This window comes from Pseudomonas sp. PHC1, from assembly GCF_046487845.1.
In the GTDB taxonomy this organism is placed as follows: Bacteria; Pseudomonadota; Gammaproteobacteria; order Pseudomonadales; family Pseudomonadaceae; genus Aquipseudomonas; species Aquipseudomonas sputi.
Window position 1 is genome coordinate 114,675 of record NZ_JBJXHJ010000001.1, and the last position, 17,620, is coordinate 132,294.

Sequence of the window (17,620 nt, forward strand, 5' to 3'; positions counted from 1 at the left end):
CAGGGACCCTGCGGTATCCATGTACCACCCGCCCGATCAAACTGCGGCCATCCGCCGCGTCACCCTTACTGTTTCGCAAGCGCAGGTGTATCGTATTCGCCTTTTGCGGGCGCCCTGGCCTGCGGTTGATATGTGAGGTAGTTGTGTCCATGTCCTTTTCCCGTCGACAAATCCTCGGTGGCCTGGCCGGTCTTGCAGTGGTTGGCGCGGGAGCCGGTGGTGCGACGCGTTACTGGCTGGGCAAGGTGGCCGATGCCAATGCGGGACATGACTACGAGTTGATCGCCGCCCCACTGGACGTCGAGCTGGTGCCGGGGCACAAGACCCAGGCCTGGGCTTTCGGCCCGTCGGCGCCGGGCACTGAGTTGCGCGTGCGTCAGGGCGAGTGGCTGCGGGTGCGGTTCATCAACCATCTGCCGGTGGCCACCACCATTCACTGGCACGGGATTCGTCTGCCGCTGGAGATGGACGGCGTGCCGTACGTGTCGCAATTACCGGTGCTGCCGGGCGAATACTTCGATTACAAATTCCGGGTGCCGGACGCTGGCAGCTACTGGTATCACCCGCACGTCAGCAGCAGCGAAGAACTGGGGCGCGGTCTGGTCGGGCCGTTGATCGTCGAGGAACGCGAGCCGACCGGGTTCAAATACGAAAAGACCCTGAGCCTGAAAAACTGGCACATCGACGACGAGGGCAACTTCGTCGAGTTCAGCATCCCGCGCGAAGCGGCCCGTGGCGGTACGGCGGGGCGGCTGTCGACCATCAACGGCGTGCCGACTCCGGTGATCGAACTGCCGGCCGGACAGATCACCCGTGTACGCCTGCTCAATCTCGACAACACCCTGACCTATCGCATCAACATTCCCGGCGTTGAAGCGCAGATCTATGCGCTGGATGGCAACCCGGTCGAGCCGCGCCCGTTGGGCAAGGAATACTGGCTCGGCCCCGGCATGCGCATCTGCCTGGCGATCAAGGCACCGCCGGCCGGTGAGGAACTGTCGCTGCGCAACGGTCCGGTTCGATTGGGCACCCTGCGTTCGGTGGCCAACAACGACGCGCCGACCGACTGGCCGAAAGCACTGCCGGCCAACCCGGTGGCCGAGCCGGACCTGGCCAAGGCCGAGAAACTCAACTTCAATTTCGAATGGGTCGGTTCGGTGTCGGTGAATGTCGACAACGGCAAGCCACCGAGCCTGTGGCAGATCAACGGCAAGGCCTGGGACATCACCGACAAGACCTGCGCCGACCGGCCGATCGCCAGCCTGAAACTGGGTCGGAGCTATATTTTCGAACTGAAGAACATGACCCAGTATCAGCACCCGATCCACCTGCACGGCATGAGCTTCAAGGTGATTGCGTCGAACCGGCACAAGATCGTGCCGTACTTCACCGACACTTATCTGCTGGGCAAGAACGAACGCGCGCAAGTGGCGCTGGTGGCGGATAACCCGGGGGTGTGGATGTTCCACTGCCACGTGATCGACCATATGGAAACCGGCCTGATGGCCGCCATCGAGGTGAAGTGATGCGCCAGATTCGCCCCGCGGCGATTATCGACCGCAGCCGTGACCGCGACTTCATGCGTGAGGCGCTGGAACTGGCGGCACAGGGCGCAGCCCTCGGCGAAGTGCCGGTGGGCGCGGTGCTGGTGCAGGATGGCGAGATCATCGGTCGTGGCTTCAACTGCCCGATCAGTGCCAGCGACCCGAGTGCCCACGCGGAAATGGTCGCCATCCGCGCCGCCGCTCAGGCCGTCAGCAACTATCGCCTGCCGGGCAGCACGCTCTACGTGACGCTCGAGCCGTGCAGCATGTGCGCCGGGCTGATCGTGCATTCGCGGATTGCCCGCGTGGTGTACGGCGCGCTGGAGCCCAAGGCCGGGATTGTGCAGAGCCAGGGACAGTTCTTCACTCAGGGCTTTCTCAACCATCGAGTGCTGTATGAAGGTGGGGTGCTGGCGCAGGAGTGTGGGGCGGTGTTGACCGAGTTTTTCAGGGCGCGGCGCGCGAAACCGGCAGACTGAACACACATCCAATGTGGGAGCGGGCTTGCTCGCGAATAGGGAGTTCCAGGCGACATTGATGTACCTGACACACCGCCTTCGCGAGCAAGCCCGCTCCCACAGGTTTTGTGGTGTTCGGAGGATTTACTTCTTCGCGACAATCACCGCCCGCATCGGCGCCGGCAGCCCTTCGATCGTCTTGCTGTGATCCAGCGGATCAAGGAAATCGCTCAGCGACTGATACTTCATCCACTCCGTCCCGCGCTGTTCTTCAACGGTGGTGGTGCTCACGTCGACGCATTTCACATCGGTGAAACCGGCACGACGCAACCACAATTCCAGCGCCGGCACCGATGGCAGGAACCACACGTTGCGCATCTGCGCATAACGGTCTTCCGGCACCAGCACCTGATGCTTGTCGCCTTCGACCACCAGCGTCTCCAGCACCAGTTCGCCACCCTTTACCAGGCAATCCTTCAGCGCCAGCAAATGCTCGATCGGCGAGCGGCGGTGATAGAACACGCCCATGGAAAACACCGTGTCAAAGCCTTCCAGATTCGGCGGCAGGTCTTCGAACGGGAACGGCAAGTGCCAGGCATTCGGTTCGGACAGATAACGCTGCACCGCCTGGAACTGGCAGAAGAACAGCCAGTTCGGATCGACGCCGATCACGCTGTCGGCGCCGGCGCCGAGCATGCGCCACATGTAGTAGCCGTTGCCGCAACCGACATCGAGGATGCGCTTGCCCTTCAGATCCAGATGCGGAGAGACCCGCGACCACTTCCAGTCCGAGCGCCATTCGGTGTCGACGTGCACGCCGAACAGGTCGAACGGCCCCTTGCGCCACGGCGACAGGCCCATCAGCGCCGTACGCATTTGTGCGCGGGTTTCGTCGTCGCAATCGGTGTCCAGTTTCAGGCCGTCGAGCAGGTCGACTTCGGTCGGCTGGATCTTCGGCAGGGCGTCCAGCGCACTTTGCCAGCGCTCCAGATCGCCGTGACCTTTCTCCATTTTCTTGTCGAGCTGCACTTGCAGGGTGCTGGCCCATTCGGCCAGCGGCGTGCCGGCCAGACGGCGGGCGAGGGGGGACAGATCAATCATGGCAAGGCAATCAACGAGGCAAAGTTAAGACACTGGAACCACGGCACGACTTTCGAGAACCCGGCGGCCAGCAGGCGTTCGCGGTGTTCTTCGAGGCTGTCGGGCTTCATGACGTTTTCGATGGCGCTGCGCTTCTGGGCGATTTCCAGTTCGCTGTAGCCGTTGGCGCGTTTGAACGCGACGTGCAGGTCGGTCAGCAGCGCGTGTTCTTCGGCGTCATTGAAGCGCAGCTTCTCCGACAGAATCAGCGCGCCGCCCGGCAGCAACGATTGGCGAATACGCGACAGCAGCGCCGTGCGCTGATCCGGGGCGATGAATTGCAGGGTGAAGTTCAGTGCCACCACCGAGGCCGGTTTGAAATCGAGGGCGAGGATGTCGCCTTCGATCACCTCGACCGGCAGCAACTCCTGGAACATCGAATCCTGACCATTGAGGTATTCGCGGCAGCGCTCGACCATCGCCGCCGAGTTATCCACTGCGATCACCCGGCAACCGTCGGTGCGCACATGACGACGCAAGGCTTGAGTGACGGCCCCAAGCGATGAGCCAAGGTCGTAGAGCACGCTGTTCGGTTGGGCGAACTGCGCTGCGAGCACACCGAGGTTTTCGACGATGGTCGGATAACCCGGCACCGAGCGCTTGATCATGTCCGGGAACACCCGCACCACGTCTTCGTTGAAAGCGAAGTCAGGCACCTGGGCCATCGGCTGGGCGAAAATGCGATCGGGTTCTTTACTCACGGCGGTTCCGGCGGTGTCGATGAAAAGGCCGGCATTTTAGCCAAACTGGCGTCGGGATGCTTGGGTTGTCTGATAAAGCGTGGGGGGCCTGCAAAGGACGAGCGAATGGGGGCTTGGCAACGGGTGAGACTGGAAAAGCCTGTTGAATGACCAGAACGAAGAGAGAGCACTGGCCATTCACTGTTTAGAGCAAGATCATGAACTGCGGGTGAAGACATTCAGATGTGCAATGCCTTTTATGTGCAGTTCCTCTGTCCTGTTGTCTTTGCCCTTGAAGTCAAAGTCGATGAGGTAGCGCAATGCTTCTTGGTTTTTTGAAATGACTTCGACTTTAACAATGCCGACTTCTGCTTCGTATACATAAGAGGTTGTAAAATTATCGTTTGCTCCATTTTCATAGTAATAAAGACTTTGAAACGGAAAGGCTGGATCTGCTGGGTTGTAAGTTCCCGATTGGATGTCGCTGGAGAAAATCAGAAACATCCCTTTTTTGGAATCTTTGAAACCAGTCTCGTACGACCGGGCAATGAATGCGATTTCAGAGCTGTTGTCGTCTTTAAAGAATTGAATATTTTGAGTGTGGAGGTCAACACGGTTTGAAATCGAGGCTTTAACATCGCCGTTCACGGAGATAAAGGGATCCGCTGCACTTATTGAATTTTTGTTTTTGAATACGCTCATGGTTTTCTTCCTTTGATTACGTTTGGGGTTATTGACACAACAGGGATCGTAATCAGCGAGCGGACGTCGAGCTACTGTCAGATCTGACAGGTTTTTATAACGTTTCGATATTGAGTCGTGGACTTTGTGGTTAGGGTGTCTGATTGATCGATTGTTCCTTATTGAACGCAGAAGCAACAATCCCCCACTGCCCCAGCCAGTAACTGAGGATGATGATGTAGGGCGCTGCATTGAACGGTGACACGAACCGGTTGATGCCTATCACACTGTCGGAGAACACGAACGCCACCGCGCCGCCCGCTGCCAGCAGCGCCGAACGTTGCGGCACGCCGCTGCCGAGTCGGGCCAGGGCACGCCAGAGCATGGCGCTGATGGCGGTGCCGTAGACGATCACTGGCACGGTCAATGGCCCGAGTCCGCTGGAAATCAGTATTCCCAACAACACGGCTCCAACGCTGAGCGCCAGGATCAGCGGCAGCAGGGCCAGGCGTCGGCAATCGCTGAGGTAAGCCTTGAGATACGCCAGATGCGCGACCAGAAACGCGCCGAGACCGAAGACGAACAAATCCCCCGGCCACGCCAGCAACACATCGCCGACCAACGAAAAAATCAGACCGAGGCTGATCCAGCGCCGATAGTCACTCGGCGGCGCATCGTGCAGCCAGCCCAGCAACGCCAGCACCGGCAGCGGTTTGACCAGCAGACAAAGCAACGCCGCATGGGTGCTGACGCCGTAGAGAAAGGTCACGGCGCCCATCAGCGCGAGGATCAGCCAGCCCACGATCAGTTCACCGAAATGGCGCAGTCAAAGGTTTCCACCGGCAACACTTCCGGCGCCCACGGTTGTTGCGAAGTCAGGCGCAGACGACCGGTACCGGTGGCGAAGGCCTGGAAGCGCCAGGTCGACAGACCAGCCGCGCCGACCACGCCGGCATCTTCCGGGTTGCTGTAGACCTCGGGGCTGAGGGCGCGCAATACGCCGCCGGCGGAATCCTGGATGGCCCAGCGGTAACCGGTGGTGGGGTTGCTCGGGAGCATGACGATCAGGTTTTGCCCGTTGGTCAGGCGCACCGGGCATTGGCTCTGTTTTTCCACGGTCACGTTGGTTTTCGGTTGCGTGGCGCAGGCGGCCAGCAGGGCGAGGGACAGGGGGACAAACAGGCGAAGGGGGGACATGGATTCAGTGGCTCCGGCGTTGGCGACGAACGGCGAGCATAACTGAAGATGAGACAAAGTGTGACGGTCGAGGGGGGCGCCTGTGACGACGCTGCTCGCGAAAGCGGTGGTCCAGGCGCTACTGATCTATCAGAAAAGCCCCCTCGCCACATCCGCAAACCGCTTCGCGAAATGCACGGTGATGCGCCCCGCCAATCGGCCGAGCATCCACGATCGATTTCGAGTCGTCATTCAGGGGCATGCCCTGTTTTCGGTGACTGGTTGCGGGCGAGAAAAAGCAGGGACTTCGTGCTGACGTTGGTCCACAGCGAGGGCAACCGCAGCAGCGCTGATCGTGCATCCATGGGGTACACGATCAGCAGTGCCTTGTTGTGCCGTTTAATTGACAACTGCGATGCGTCCCTCAATCTCATAGGGGCTCGCTTCAGGAGATACCGTAACCTTGAAATCTGCGATGTAGATATTTTTGCTACGGTCAATCTCCAGAGTTACTGTTCCACTCAAGGCCGTGGTTTTCGTTATATTTGATTCGATATAACTCAGCTCAAGGATGTCGTTGGATGGAATAGTGTACGTACCACTCGTTGTTTCTGATTTGAGCAGCAATACAGCTGAATAAGTAACTGTTCCATGGTCTTCCGTTGAGGAGATCTGGATTTTGTCCGGGTAGTGATATACCGATGTGAATTTGGATTCATATTTGCCATTGGGGAAGTTTATCTGGCAGCCTGAAACGGATTTTTGTTTTTGTGGCATTTTTTGATCCTCATTCACTATGCGTAGCGATCATTGGTGGGAGCCACAGTTTTGCTTGGATAGATTCAAGCAGGCACCTGTCAATGTTGACAGTTTTTTATAATTTTTTGCGATGGTGGATGGTTTTTTAGTGCGGAAGTTAAGGCTGGTGTAAAAGAACGCTCAACCAATGGGCGTTTAAGGCAGCCTGTTTTTGAAATTTGATATGGCATTTGCCCCTTGGGTGGGGATTCGGAGGGGACAGTAGGTTATGTGACCAGTAATAAATAGGGTCACATAACCTTTATTGATTTACTTCCTGATCAGAATAGAACTTTCGCCACATCCGCAAACTTCTTGGCGAAGTGTACGGTGATGCCTTCTTTCAAATAATCCGGCAACTCCTCGAAATTACCCCGATTCGCCTCCGGCAGAATCAACTCGAAAATCTTCTGCCGCCGCGCCGCAATCACCTTTTCGCGCACCCCGCCAATCGGCAGCACATGCCCGGTCAGCGTCAGCTCGCCGGTCATCGCCACACCTTTTTTCGGCGGCTGGTTACGGGCGAGGGAGAGCAGGGCACTGGCCATGGTCACGCCGGCGCTCGGGCCGTCTTTCGGTGTCGCGCCTTCCGGCACGTGCAGGTGGACGAAAGCCTCGTCGAAGAACTTCGGATCGCCACCGAAGGATTTGAGGTGCGAACTGACGTAGCTGTAGGCGATCTCCGCCGACTCCTTCATCACATCGCCCAGTTGCCCGGTGAGTTTGAAACCGCGATTGAGCGTGTGAATCCGCGTGGCCTCGATCGGCAAGGTCGCGCCGCCCATGCTGGTCCAGGCCAGGCCGGTAATCACGCCGGTACCGGACAGCACCTGCTCGTTGCGAAACACCGGATGGCCGAGTGACGCTTCAAGGTCTTTCGGGCCGATCTTGATCACCGCTTTCGGGTCGTCGATCAGCTTCATCACCGCTTTGCGCACCAGTTTGCCCATCTGTTTTTCCAGCTGGCGCACGCCGGCTTCACGGGCGTAGCCGTCGATCAAAGCCTTGAGGGCAGTATCGCTGATGCTCAGGCTGCCCTTGGACACGCCGGCCTTTTCCAGCAGTTTCGGCCACAGGTGACGCTTGGCGATGGCGACTTTTTCTTCGGTGATGTAGCCCGACAGGCGAATCACTTCCATCCGGTCCAGCAACGGGCCGGGAATCGAGTCCAGGGTGTTGGCGGTGCAGACAAACAGGACTTTCGACAGGTCCATCCGCAGGTCCAGATAATGGTCGAGGAATTCGACGTTCTGTTCCGGATCAAGCGTTTCCAGCAGCGCCGAGGCCGGGTCGCCCTGGTAGCTCTGGCCCATCTTGTCGATCTCGTCGAGCATGATCACCGGGTTCATCACTTCGACGTCTTTCAGCGCCTGCACGAGTTTGCCCGGCTGCGCGCCGATGTAGGTGCGGCGGTGGCCCTTGATCTCGGCTTCGTCACGCATGCCGCCGAGGCTGAAGCGGTAGAACGGCCGGCCGAGGGATTCGGCGATGGACTTGCCGACGCTGGTTTTACCCACGCCCGGCGGGCCGACCAGCAACACGATGGAACCGCTGATTTCGCCTTTATAGGCACCGACCGCGAGGAATTCGAGGATGCGGTCCTTGATGTCCTCAAGCCCTGCGTGGTGTTTGTCCAGCACCTTGCGCGCGTGCTTGAGGTCAAGCTTGTCCTCGCCGTACACGCCCCAAGGCACCGAGGTCGCCCAGTCGAGGTAATTGCGGGTGACCGCGTACTCCGGCGATCCGGTTTCGAGGATCGACAGCTTGTTCATCTCTTCTTCGAGGCGTTTTTGCACCTGCGTCGGCAGGACCTTGCCTTCCAGGCGCTGCTCGAACTGTTCGAGGTCGGCGCTGCGGTCGTCCTTGGTCAGGCCGAGTTCCTGCTGGATGACCTTGAGCTGTTCCTTGAGGAAGAACTCGCGCTGATGCTCGCCGATCTTGCGGTTCACTTCGGCGGAGATTTCTTTTTGCAGGCGCGCGACTTCGACTTCCTTGCGCAGCATCGGCAGGACTTTTTCCATGCGCTTGAGCATCGGTACGCAGTCGAGGACTTCTTGCAGCTCATTGCCGGTGGCCGATGTGAGGGCGGCGGCGAAGTCGGTCAGCGGCGACGGATCGTTGGGGCTGAAGCGGTTGAGGTAGTTCTTCAGCTCCTCGCTGTACAGCGGGTTGAGCGGCAGCAGTTCCTTGATCGCGTTGATCAGCGCCATGCCGTAGGCCTTGACCTCGTCGGTCGGCTCGGTGGGCTGGTGCGGGTATTCGACTTCCACGAGATACGGCGGGCGGTGGTGCTTGAGCCAGGTCTTGATGCGTACGCGGCTCAGGCCCTGGGCGACGAATTGCAGTTTGCCGTTTTCGCGGCTGGCGTGGTGCACCTTGACCAGGGTGCCGTATTGCGGCAACGCCTTGGTGTCGAAGTGGCGCGGGTCTTCCTGGGGCGTGTCCATGAAGAACAGGGCCAGGGAGTGGTGTTCGGATTTGCTGACCAGTTCGAGGGTTTCGGCCCAGGGCTCTTCGTTGACGATGACCGGCAGGACCTGGGCCGGGAAGAACGGGCGGTTGTGGATCGGGATGATGTAGACCTTGTCCGGCAGGTTCTGGCCGGGCAGGGCCAGGCCTTTGCCGGGGACGTGGTGTTCGATGTGGTCTTCTTGGGCTTCGGTGTAGTCGTCTGGGTTTTCAGGGAATTCTTGCTGGTCGCTCATGGGGCACCTGCGCAATTGGGTATGGCTGTTAGATGGGGCAGGGGTTGGGTGGTTTCAATGGGGGTGGGTGTTTCTGCTTGTGTGTTCAGGGTTTTGACAGGGTTTTGGACTTGGCGGCCTTTGGGCCGACCATGCTCTTGGGGTTTTGGGTGAATATCCGTTTCTTCGGGGGTTGCGAATGGCGGTTCCGCTCTTACAGCGGCTCACTTTTTCAAACGCCAAAAAGTAAGCAAAAGGCTTGGCCCCTGCGTTCGGCCCCTCGCTGGGGCTCGGCGTTCCTTCGTTCCGGGATTCATCCGGGGGCATCGCCTACGGTTTGCTTCGCTGCACCTCCTCTCGATGCATGCGGCTTCGCCGCACGGTCGCTGCGCTCCCACCCCCGGATAAATCCCTCCACTCAGCCTTCCGATGGGGCCGGCACGTCAAGAGCGGTACTCGAGCTAACGCTCATCGTGGGGAGTGGTGAAAGGCGAAGGGCGGAGGGCGGAGGGCGTGCTGCTTGATCGTTCCCACGCTCAGCGTGGGAATGCAGCCCGGGACGCTCTGCGTCCCAATCGATCTGCCAGCGAATACGGTTTGTGGCTGGCAGTCGATTTCGTGAGGGTGGCAGCTGTGCGCGGGTTCGCAGACCGGATCACTCGGAAAACTCCGGCACACCCGAAGGTATCCCGCGCACAGCCACCATTAACAAACGAAAAGTACCGAGGCAATTCGGATTGGGGTGGCGATTATGCACCAAGTGAACTGCACGGACTGCGACGCCCGTTCGCTGAATGTTTCAACACCCCCCAAAGCCTATCCACCCCATTTCCGAGCGACAACCGACGCGGCATGTCAGAAACATCCCCTGCAAACACCCTGTCTGTAGGACATACACACCCTGTGTAAAAAACGCAGCCCACAAAAAAGGCGACACCCCTCACAGGGCATCGCCTTTCCTTTTACCGCCGTTACAACTTATTCCGGCAGTTTGTACGCAATCACATAGTCACCCATCTTGGTGCCCAGCGAGCCGTGACCACCCACCACGAGCAGGACGTATTGCTTGCCGTCCTTGCCGGTGTAGGTCATCGGGGTTGCCTGGCCGCCGGCTGGCAGACGCGATTTCCACAGTTCTTTACCGGTGTTCACGTCGTAGGCGCGCAGGTACTGGTCGAGGGTGCCGCTGAGGAAGCCGACGCCGCCGGCGGTGACGATCGAGCCGCCCATGCTTGGCACACCCAGGGTGAAGCCGATCGGGATTGGCGAGCTGTCGCGGCTGGTGCCGTTCTTGCGTTTCCAGACGACTTTGCCGGTGGTCAGGTCGATACCGGCGACGTAGCCCCAGGCCGGAGCCTGGCACGGTACGCCCAGTGGCGACATGAACGGGTGCATGATCACCGCGTATGGCGCGCCGGTGTTCGGCTGCACGCCAGCGGTTTCGCTCTCGCGTTTGCTGCCGGCCGCGACTTTCTCGCGTGGCACCATTTTCGAGACGAAGGCCATGTAGTTCGGGCTGGTGAACAGCATCTGGCGAACCGGGTCGACCGAGACGCCGCCCCAGTTGAACACGCCGACGTTACCCGGGTAGATCAGGCTGCCCTGTTCCGACGGAGGCGTGTATTGGCCTTCGTAACGCAGTTCCTTGAACTGGATGCGGCACAGCATCTGATCGAACGGGCTGGCGCCCCACATGGCTTTTTCGGTCAGTTCCGGGGCCAGCAGGTTCAGGTCCGAACGGGCCTGGGTCGGGGCGGTGTGGTCGCCTTTCACGGCGCCTTGCGGAACCGGGATTTCGCGGATCGGGATGATCGGCGTGCCGTCGCGACGGTCGAGGACGTACAGGCTGCCCTGTTTGGTCGGGGCGATCAGCGCAGGCTTGATGCCGTCGACGGTTTTCATGTCCAGCAGGGTTGGCTGGCTGCCGACGTCCATGTCCCACAGGTCGTGGTGGGTGAACTGGTAGTTCCAGCGCACTTTACCGGTGGCCAGGTCCAGAGCCACGATGCCGGCGCTGAATTTCTCGGCGCCCGGGGTGCGGTCGGCGCCCCACTGGTCCGGGGTCTGGTTGCCCAGTGGCAGGTAGACCATGCCGAGTTTTTCATCGACGCTGGCCAGCGACCACATGTTGGCCGAGTTACGGCTGTAGGTTTCGCCCGGCGCCAAAGGCTCGGTGGCGTCTGGCTTGTCGCTGTCCCAGTTCCAGACGAGGTGACCGTCACGCACGTCGAAAGCGCGGATCACGCCCGATGGCTCGTTGGTCGATTCGTTGTCGGTCACGTGGCCGCCCATGATCACCAGATCACGGGTGATGGCGGCAGGCGAGGTGGAATAGTAGCCACCGGCGGTGAACGGGCCGATCCCCTGGGTCAGGTCAACCACGCCGTTGGTGCCGAAGCCTTCGCAGATCTTGCCGGTGTCGGCGTTCAGTGCGATCAGACGGGCATCGGCGGTTGGCAGGTACAGGCGACGCGGGCAGGCCTGAGCGACGGCTTTGCCGGCCTCGGAGATGACGGCGGAGGCCGCGTTTTCAGACTTGGCGTAAGCGGCTTCGTCGTAGTACGACACGCCACGGCAGGTCATGTGGGCGAAACCCTTGAAGCCGACCGGGCTCTTGATCTGCGGGTCGAAGCGCCACAGTTCCTTGCCGGTGTCCGGGTCCAGCGCCAGCACTTTGCTGTGCGCGGTGCAGGCGTAGAGCATGCCGTTGGCTTTGAGCGGGGTGTTTTCGTTGGTCAGCTCGACCGGGTCATCGGCGGTCGGCAGGTCGCCGGTCTGGATGCGCCAGGCTTCCTGCAGCTTGCCGACGTTGGCCGGGGTGATCTGCTTGAGTGGCGAATAGCGGTCACCGAACTCGGTGCGGCCATAGGCCTGCCAGTCGCCATCAGGCATGGCTGGCGCGGTGCTGGTGGTGTCAGCGGTCTCACGACCCAGTTCGCCAAAGATTTCGCCCGGGTGGGTGAACAGGCTGGCCAGGGCGGTGACGCCGGCCAGAATCACAGCCACGGTCAAACCGCCGGTGCCCATCGGCGCCGGGCCTGCGAGCAGCAGCGGACGACGGAACCATGGCAGCAGCATCACGAAACCGAGGACAAACCACAGCGCCAGGCGCGGCACCAGTTGCCACCAGTCCAGACCGACTTCCCACAGGGCCCAGACGGTGCTGGCGAACAGCACGATGGCGTACAGGCCCAATGCTGCGCGACGACGCATCAGCATCAGTATGCCGGTCAGCGTGATGCCGATACCGGCCAGCAGGTAATACAGCGAGCCGCCGAGCGTACTCAGCTTGATTCCCCCGGCCAGCATGGCCAGGCCCATCAGCAGAAGCAGAATGCCGAGCAGGTTCGGCAGAAGACGGCTTCGACTCGAAGCACCTTCAGTGCTCATAGTGTGATTCTCCGTGACGTTTATGTAGTCCCGCGCTGTAGTCACTGTAGATGACGATTTGGCGTGGGCATGGTTCAAGTAAAACTTGTGTAGCTAGCTAAATTTCTTGTGGGGGCGATGTCGGTCAGAACGACGACTGGATCTTGATCCCGCCGATCAGCGCGTCATCGACCTTGTCCACACCCCCTGGATGGCGGATGTATTGCAGGTTCGGGCGCACGGTCAGCCAGTTCGCAACGTGCACGCCGTAGTAGAGTTCGGCGCTGTATTCGGTGTCCTGCGGTGGCAGGAAGGACGGATCGTCGTAGTCGTAGACGGCGCGGGCCTGGTTGGTCGCCTCGGCGTTCTTGCGGTAGGCCGGGTTGACGTGAACGCGGGCCAGGGCGAAACCGATGTCATCTTTGGCGCGGGCGTCGAACAGGCCTTTGTAGACCACACCGGCCTGGACGTAGTTGTCGATGGCGTTGGTCTTCTTGTCGTGCATCGTGCCGTTGGCAAACACGCTCAGGCCGCGGGAGTTGTCGCTGGCCACGCTGGTGATCTGCTGCTGCACGCCGAGCCACACGCCGTGTTTGCTCGAAGCACTGCGATAGGCCTCGCCGCTCAGGGCCGCCGGCTGGCCGTTGCGGTCTTTATAGGCGTCGGTGGCCTTGGCATTGCTGTAGTAGTAACCGGCGCGGTATTCGCCCGGCAGGCCATTGAGTTTCGGCTTCCACACCAGTTCGATCGGCAGGATCGCGCCCTGGGTGCCGCTGCCGCTGAGTTTGAAGCCGTTGCCGCGATCAAGGTTCGACGGGTTCTGCTCATAGGCGCCGACTTGCGCGTACAGCTCGGGTGTCAGGTGGTATTTGACGCGCAGCGCCCACTGGCTGACCGGCCAGTTGTACCAGATGCCGCCGACCCAGTTGCCCACCTGCGAGCCGCAGAACGCCAGGTTCTGGAAGTCGCACGGGAAGCTGTTGAAGTCTTCGCCTTCACCAAAGCGGCCGACCTTGATGTCGAGCTTCTGATCGAAGAATTTCTGCTGGTACCACATCTGCGTCAGGCGGGTGGTCTGGCCACGGCCCCAGACTTCCTGGGCCGAGGTGAAGCCACCGACACGCGGGTCGTTGATGCGGTCGTTGCTGATGTTGTTGCCGCTGCGCTTGGTCACGGTCAACTGAAATTCAGCGTCGTTCCAGCCCAGCAGTTTTTGCAGGTCCAGGTGGGTGCCGAGGCCCCATTGGTCGCTGTAGCGCGCGGTGCGGTCATGGTCGTAGCCACCGTGCAGGTTGCTGCCCATTTCGCCGGTGTAGTCGAGCTTGAAGTCGATGCCTTCCGCCGAGAGTTCGCTGCGTGTGCCGTTCCAGTCACCGAGCATCCACGGTGATTCACTGTCGAAGGCCGGGGCGGCCTGGGTGCAGGTGGCGAGGCCAAGGGCGGTGCAGCCGCCGATCAGTCGCAATGTTGAGATAGCGCTGTCTCGGGAGAACGGAAAATCGGGCATGAATAGGGTCTTTCTTGATCTTTTTTGGGGGATAAGCTGGCCGCTACGATTTGACGCAGGCAGTGAAGCGGTTCAGCAGAAGGGCGGCAGGATAATGTCCCGTTACAAAAACACAAAGGGCTTTTGCTGACATGAACCCTTTCGGATTCGGTAACAGTGCGTCATTCGATCACATTGCCGGTGTCGACGGAGCCTGCGATCTTGTGCGGTTCACCTACATTTGAAGGAAGGCCTTCCACCGGCTCTGCCCCTCGGCTAAGGTGCGCGGCTTCTGCATTTCCACTTCGCCCAAAGGCCCGGCATGAACGACCACAATCCCGATCCGCTGCACGGCGTGACCCTCGAACAGATCCTCAATGCGCTGGTGACCCACTACGAATGGTCAGGCCTGGCCGAGCGCATCGACATTCGTTGCTTCAAGAGCGATCCGACCATCAAGTCGAGCCTGACCTTTTTGCGCAAGACGCCATGGGCACGGGAAAAGGTCGAGCGGCTGTACGTGAAACTGATGCGCACCAAGCGTCCGCTCTGAGATGAACGCCGTGTGGCGGCGACGCCTGATCACTTCGGCTGCGGTGCTGGGCTGGGCCGGGCTGGGGATTCAGCTGTACCTGATTTTCTTCGCGCGACTTAGCGTCGGCGCCAGTCTGCTGGGCGGTCTGGTGAGTTTTTTCAGTTACTTCACCGTGATCACCAACACCCTGGTGGCGGCGGTGTTGACCTGCGCGGTGACCGATCGTGAATCCGCGGCACGCCGCTGGTTTTTGCAGCCTTGGGTCAGCAGCGGGATTGCCGTGAGCATTGTCGTGGTGGGCCTGGCCTACAGCATTTTGCTGCGGCATCTGTGGCACCCGCAGGGCTGGCAGTTTATCGCTGACGAATTGCTCCACGATGTAATGCCGCTGCTGTTTCTGGCTTATTGGTGGCTGTGCGTGCCGAAGGGCACCCTGCGTCTGAAGCATCTGCCGCTGTGGCTGATTTATCCGCTGGTGTACTTCGCTTATGCGCTGCTGCGCGGGCATTTGCTGGGGGCTTACGCGTATCCGTTCATTGACGTGGCACTGCTGGGTTATCCACAGGTGTTCGTCAATGCCGGTGGGATTCTGCTGGGGTTTGTGCTGATGGCGTTACTGGTGATCGGCATCGATCGCTGGCAGGGGCGGCGCGCTTAGCGCCGCCGCTCGTTTCACTCTTCCTCGGAGCCTTCGGCGCGCCAGTAACCGACCGCTTTGACGAACTTCTCGTCCAGACCATGCTCATCGAGCAATACCCGGCGGATCTGCCGCGAGACTTTCGTTTCTGTCGCCACCCACGCATACAGATTGCCCTTTGGCACCTGCAATTGTTTGATGGTGGCAAGCAGATTGTCTTTGCCGCCCTCACGCAGCACCCAGATCACGTTGACCTGCGCCGCACTTTCCAGTGTTTGCTGCTCCTTGCCGTTTTCCACTTCGATCACCACCAGCGCCTTGCGATTGGCCGCCAGCCCTTCGAGGCGGCGGGCGATCGCAGGCAGGGCGGTTTCGTCGCCGATCAGCAGGTAGCTGTCGAAGATGTCCGGCACGATCATCGAGCCACGGGGGCCGCCGATGTGCAGGAATTGCCCGGGCTTGGCCTGTTCGGCCCAGGTCGAGGCAGGGCCGTCACCGTGCAGGACGAAGTCGATGTCCAGTTCAAGCTTGTCGAGGTCGTAGCGGCGCGGGGTGTAGTCGCGCATTTCGGGCATCGGCACGTCGCTCTTGCCAGCGCCGAGCACCAGGGTTTCCAGCGCCGCGGCCTGTTCGGCGTTCTGCGGGAACAGCAGTTTGACGTGATCGTCGGTACCGAGGCTGATGAAGCCGGCCAGTTCCGGTCCGCCGAGGGTGATGCGGCGCATGCGCGGGGTCAGGTCGACCACGCGTAGCACTTCCAGGCGACGACGTTTGATTTCATGCATGACGCGGTGAATGGTTTGGGTATCGACTGAGGTCATTCGGCTTTCTCCGGGGCAGATTGAACGGCGGGGCCGTCGACGATGGCTTTGGCGGTGTCGTTGAGCAGGTCGCGTACGCGCAGGATTTCTTCCGGGCTCCAGCGCCCGTGGTGCATCTGCAAGGCGTGACGCAGGTTGTGCACCGCCTCATGGATTTCCGGCGGCCGGTCGTGGCCGCGCAACGAGCGCTTGCTGACGTCGATGCGCATGCGCACGCCATCCAGCGCCACCGCCTGTTCGCTGAGGGATTGGCGGCCGGTATCGGTCACGGCATAGCGTTTTTTGCCGCCCTCGGCATCGCCGGTGATCATTTCGCTTTCTTCAAGAAACGTCAGGGTCGGGTAGATCACACCGGGGCTGGGGCTGTAGGCGCCATCGAACATGGTTTCGATCTGGCGGATCAGGTCGTAGCCGTGGCACGGCTGTTCGGCGATCAGTGCCAGCAGCAGCAATTTCAAATCGCCCGGGGCGAATACCCGCGGGCCCCGACCGCCGCGTTCGCGACCATGGCGTTTCTCGAAGCCGTCCCGGCTGTCGCCGTGGTCGCGGTGGGGGGAATGATGGTCTCTCATCTCTGTCTTCTCTCGTCGTATTTAGATACAACGTAAGATATATCTTAAAGATTCGACAAGCGTTTTTTTACTGAGCGTGAAGCTGCCCTGACGAGTGGTCGGGACGCTGAGGGCCAGTCTCGCGCCTCCCTTTGGAGCGAGTAAGTTTCTTCTGGCGTGATGACTGTGAAGTTAAAGTCATAGCTCTAGGAGTGGTTGAGCATATACTCTAAAAAGAGCCGTTGTTGCCGAGTTTGTTAGTTGTAAATGCTGTATGGTTTTTTATCTTGAAGTGTATGTAGGGTCTAACTTACAGGCGTTGTCATGGATATTTAAAATCAGACGTTTTTTCTTTATGGTTGTGAGCATGTTTAACTACACGCTCGTGGGAAGTTGCCTGCTTACTTTCCATTGATAACCCTCGATCATGCCCCGGCGTTGAAAGTTCAAACCGGCACAAACCGTCCGGGCAAGCGCTGTTTTGAACTTTCAACGCTCCATCCTTTAAAAAGACAGGGTATGAATGATGTTCAAGAAAATCGCAATGGCTGCTCCACTGGCTGCACTGGCACTCGGTTCCTCCATGGTGTTTGCCGCAGGCGAAGCGCGTCACTCCATCAGCCTGGTGGCCCACGTGCCGACCAACGGTTTCTACGTGGTTCCGGTCGACCCTGACCTGGTCAGCAAGGATCAGGACATGAGCTTCAGCCCGATTACCGGCACCATGAAACCGGTCAACGGCTTCTTCGATGTGCGTAACAACAATGGTTCGGTACACGGTTCTCTGGAAGGTGTACCGAAACTGGTCGGTGGTTCGAGCATTATCGATCTGGAAGTCAAGTTCAATAATGTGGTGCTCACCCAAACTCCGCAAATGGTGGTCGGTGAAGCCGAGTCCGATGTGAACTATCGTGCGCCGCTAAGTATTACCGCCAAAGGCACTAACTTCACCCCGGGTGACTACACCGGTTCGGTGACCATGATGTTTGACGCGGTTACTCCAGTGGCCAGCGTCAAGCTCTGACATCTGAAAGTAACGAAAGCCGGCTGACAGAGTTGT

Annotated in this window: 16 protein-coding genes; 5 read left to right on the forward strand and 11 right to left on the reverse strand. The window is 59.8% G+C overall.

Annotation, left to right across the window (positions count from 1 at the left end; all coding sequences use genetic code 11):
- Positions 1–149 precede the first annotated feature (149 nt).
- Both ACKJSM_RS00555 and tadA read left to right on the forward strand, forming a co-directional pair.
- Positions 150–1,526 carry a multicopper oxidase family protein gene (locus tag ACKJSM_RS00555; RefSeq protein WP_410236383.1) on the forward strand — a complete coding sequence of 459 codons (1,377 nt, stop codon included), beginning with the start codon at positions 150–152 and terminating at the stop codon, positions 1,524–1,526.
- Entirely contained in the window at positions 1,526–2,023 is a 498-nt protein-coding gene (gene tadA / locus ACKJSM_RS00560; protein WP_103386706.1) for a tRNA adenosine(34) deaminase TadA, read from the forward strand. Before ACKJSM_RS00555 ends, tadA begins: the two co-directional genes overlap by 1 nt.
- 123 nt (positions 2,024–2,146) lie before the next feature.
- Here the strand turns inward: tadA and cmoB are convergent, their stop codons facing one another.
- The 9 genes from cmoB to ACKJSM_RS00605 form a co-directional block, all read right to left on the reverse strand.
- The gene (gene cmoB / locus ACKJSM_RS00565; RefSeq protein ID WP_236181245.1) at positions 2,147–3,103 is read right to left on the reverse strand and encodes a tRNA 5-methoxyuridine(34)/uridine 5-oxyacetic acid(34) synthase CmoB; all 957 of its coding nucleotides are present in this window, start codon (positions 3,101–3,103) and stop codon (positions 2,147–2,149) included.
- Positions 3,100–3,807, reverse strand: a complete 708-nt coding sequence (gene cmoA / locus ACKJSM_RS00570) for a carboxy-S-adenosyl-L-methionine synthase CmoA (RefSeq protein ID WP_219736936.1) — start codon at positions 3,805–3,807, stop codon at positions 3,100–3,102. Before cmoA ends, cmoB begins: the two co-directional genes overlap by 4 nt.
- A 231-nt stretch (positions 3,808–4,038) precedes the next feature.
- Positions 4,039–4,524, reverse strand: a complete 486-nt coding sequence (locus ACKJSM_RS00575) for a hypothetical protein (protein ID WP_410236384.1) — start codon at positions 4,522–4,524, stop codon at positions 4,039–4,041.
- A 130-nt stretch (positions 4,525–4,654) separates the two neighbouring features.
- The gene (locus ACKJSM_RS00580) at positions 4,655–5,305 is read right to left on the reverse strand and encodes a lysoplasmalogenase (protein WP_410236385.1); all 651 of its coding nucleotides are present in this window, start codon (positions 5,303–5,305) and stop codon (positions 4,655–4,657) included.
- A 2-nt stretch (positions 5,306–5,307) separates the two neighbouring features.
- Positions 5,308–5,700, reverse strand: coding sequence for a protease inhibitor I42 family protein (locus ACKJSM_RS00585; RefSeq protein ID WP_410236386.1), 393 nt, complete (start codon positions 5,698–5,700; stop codon positions 5,308–5,310).
- A 378-nt stretch (positions 5,701–6,078) separates the two neighbouring features.
- Positions 6,079–6,456, reverse strand: coding sequence for a hypothetical protein (locus ACKJSM_RS00590; RefSeq protein WP_410236387.1), 378 nt, complete (start codon positions 6,454–6,456; stop codon positions 6,079–6,081).
- Between the two features lie 302 nt (positions 6,457–6,758).
- Entirely contained in the window at positions 6,759–9,182 is a 2,424-nt protein-coding gene (gene lon / locus ACKJSM_RS00595; protein ID WP_410236388.1) for an endopeptidase La, read from the reverse strand.
- Positions 9,183–10,139: 957 nt separating this feature from the next.
- Positions 10,140–12,551: a glucose/quinate/shikimate family membrane-bound PQQ-dependent dehydrogenase gene (locus ACKJSM_RS00600; protein WP_410236389.1), complete on the reverse strand. Its 2,412-nt coding sequence runs from the start codon at positions 12,549–12,551 to the stop codon at positions 10,140–10,142.
- Positions 12,552–12,675: 124 nt separating this feature from the next.
- Positions 12,676–14,037, reverse strand: a complete 1,362-nt coding sequence (locus ACKJSM_RS00605; RefSeq protein ID WP_410236390.1) for a carbohydrate porin — start codon at positions 14,035–14,037, stop codon at positions 12,676–12,678.
- Positions 14,038–14,338: 301 nt separating this feature from the next.
- On the opposite strand from ACKJSM_RS00605, the gene ACKJSM_RS00610 reads away from it, so the two are divergent.
- Both ACKJSM_RS00610 and ACKJSM_RS00615 read left to right on the forward strand, forming a co-directional pair.
- On the forward strand, positions 14,339–14,569 hold the full coding sequence (locus ACKJSM_RS00610; protein ID WP_007956650.1) for a VF530 family DNA-binding protein: 231 nt from the start codon (positions 14,339–14,341) through the stop codon (positions 14,567–14,569).
- A gap of 1 nt (position 14,570) precedes the next feature.
- Positions 14,571–15,209, forward strand: coding sequence for a Pr6Pr family membrane protein (locus ACKJSM_RS00615; RefSeq protein ID WP_236181252.1), 639 nt, complete (start codon positions 14,571–14,573; stop codon positions 15,207–15,209).
- A 14-nt stretch (positions 15,210–15,223) separates the two neighbouring features.
- Here the strand turns inward: ACKJSM_RS00615 and ACKJSM_RS00620 are convergent, their stop codons facing one another.
- Positions 15,224–16,009, reverse strand: coding sequence for a siderophore-interacting protein (locus tag ACKJSM_RS00620; protein ID WP_236181253.1), 786 nt, complete (start codon positions 16,007–16,009; stop codon positions 15,224–15,226).
- Entirely contained in the window at positions 16,006–16,581 is a 576-nt protein-coding gene (locus ACKJSM_RS00625; RefSeq protein ID WP_339489692.1) for a PadR family transcriptional regulator, read from the reverse strand. Before ACKJSM_RS00625 ends, ACKJSM_RS00620 begins: the two co-directional genes overlap by 4 nt.
- Positions 16,582–17,083: 502 nt before the next feature.
- Here ACKJSM_RS00625 and ACKJSM_RS00630 point away from each other — a divergent pair.
- Positions 17,084–17,584, forward strand: a complete 501-nt coding sequence (locus ACKJSM_RS00630) for a CS1 type fimbrial major subunit (RefSeq protein ID WP_236181254.1) — start codon at positions 17,084–17,086, stop codon at positions 17,582–17,584.
- The last annotated feature ends 36 nt before the right edge of the window (positions 17,585–17,620 follow it).

Excerpts from the sequence above, each read along its gene's own strand:
- ACKJSM_RS00555 (WP_410236383.1), top strand. The coding sequence starts at position 150 with ATGTCCTTTTCCCGTCGACAAATCCTCGGTGGCCTGGCCGGTCTTGCA.
- tadA (WP_103386706.1), top strand. The coding sequence starts at position 1,526 with ATGCGCCAGATTCGCCCCGCGGCGATTATCGACCGCAGCCGTGACCGC.
- ACKJSM_RS00630 (WP_236181254.1), top strand. The coding sequence starts at position 17,084 with ATGATGTTCAAGAAAATCGCAATGGCTGCTCCACTGGCTGCACTGGCA.
- ACKJSM_RS00620 (WP_236181253.1), bottom strand. The coding sequence starts at position 16,009 with ATGACCTCAGTCGATACCCAAACCATTCACCGCGTCATGCATGAAATC.
- ACKJSM_RS00615 (WP_236181252.1), top strand. The coding sequence starts at position 14,571 with ATGAACGCCGTGTGGCGGCGACGCCTGATCACTTCGGCTGCGGTGCTG.
- ACKJSM_RS00625 (WP_339489692.1), bottom strand. The coding sequence starts at position 16,581 with ATGAGAGACCATCATTCCCCCCACCGCGACCACGGCGACAGCCGGGAC.
- cmoA (WP_219736936.1), bottom strand. The coding sequence starts at position 3,807 with ATGGCCCAGGTGCCTGACTTCGCTTTCAACGAAGACGTGGTGCGGGTG.
- ACKJSM_RS00585 (WP_410236386.1), bottom strand. The coding sequence starts at position 5,700 with ATGTCCCCCCTTCGCCTGTTTGTCCCCCTGTCCCTCGCCCTGCTGGCC.
- ACKJSM_RS00590 (WP_410236387.1), bottom strand. The coding sequence starts at position 6,456 with ATGCCACAAAAACAAAAATCCGTTTCAGGCTGCCAGATAAACTTCCCC.
- ACKJSM_RS00575 (WP_410236384.1), bottom strand. The coding sequence starts at position 4,524 with ATGAGCGTATTCAAAAACAAAAATTCAATAAGTGCAGCGGATCCCTTT.
- lon (WP_410236388.1), bottom strand. The coding sequence starts at position 9,182 with ATGAGCGACCAGCAAGAATTCCCTGAAAACCCAGACGACTACACCGAA.
- ACKJSM_RS00605 (WP_410236390.1), bottom strand. The coding sequence starts at position 14,037 with ATGCCCGATTTTCCGTTCTCCCGAGACAGCGCTATCTCAACATTGCGA.
- cmoB (WP_236181245.1), bottom strand. The coding sequence starts at position 3,103 with ATGATTGATCTGTCCCCCCTCGCCCGCCGTCTGGCCGGCACGCCGCTG.
- ACKJSM_RS00600 (WP_410236389.1), bottom strand. The coding sequence starts at position 12,551 with ATGAGCACTGAAGGTGCTTCGAGTCGAAGCCGTCTTCTGCCGAACCTG.
- ACKJSM_RS00610 (WP_007956650.1), top strand. The coding sequence starts at position 14,339 with ATGAACGACCACAATCCCGATCCGCTGCACGGCGTGACCCTCGAACAG.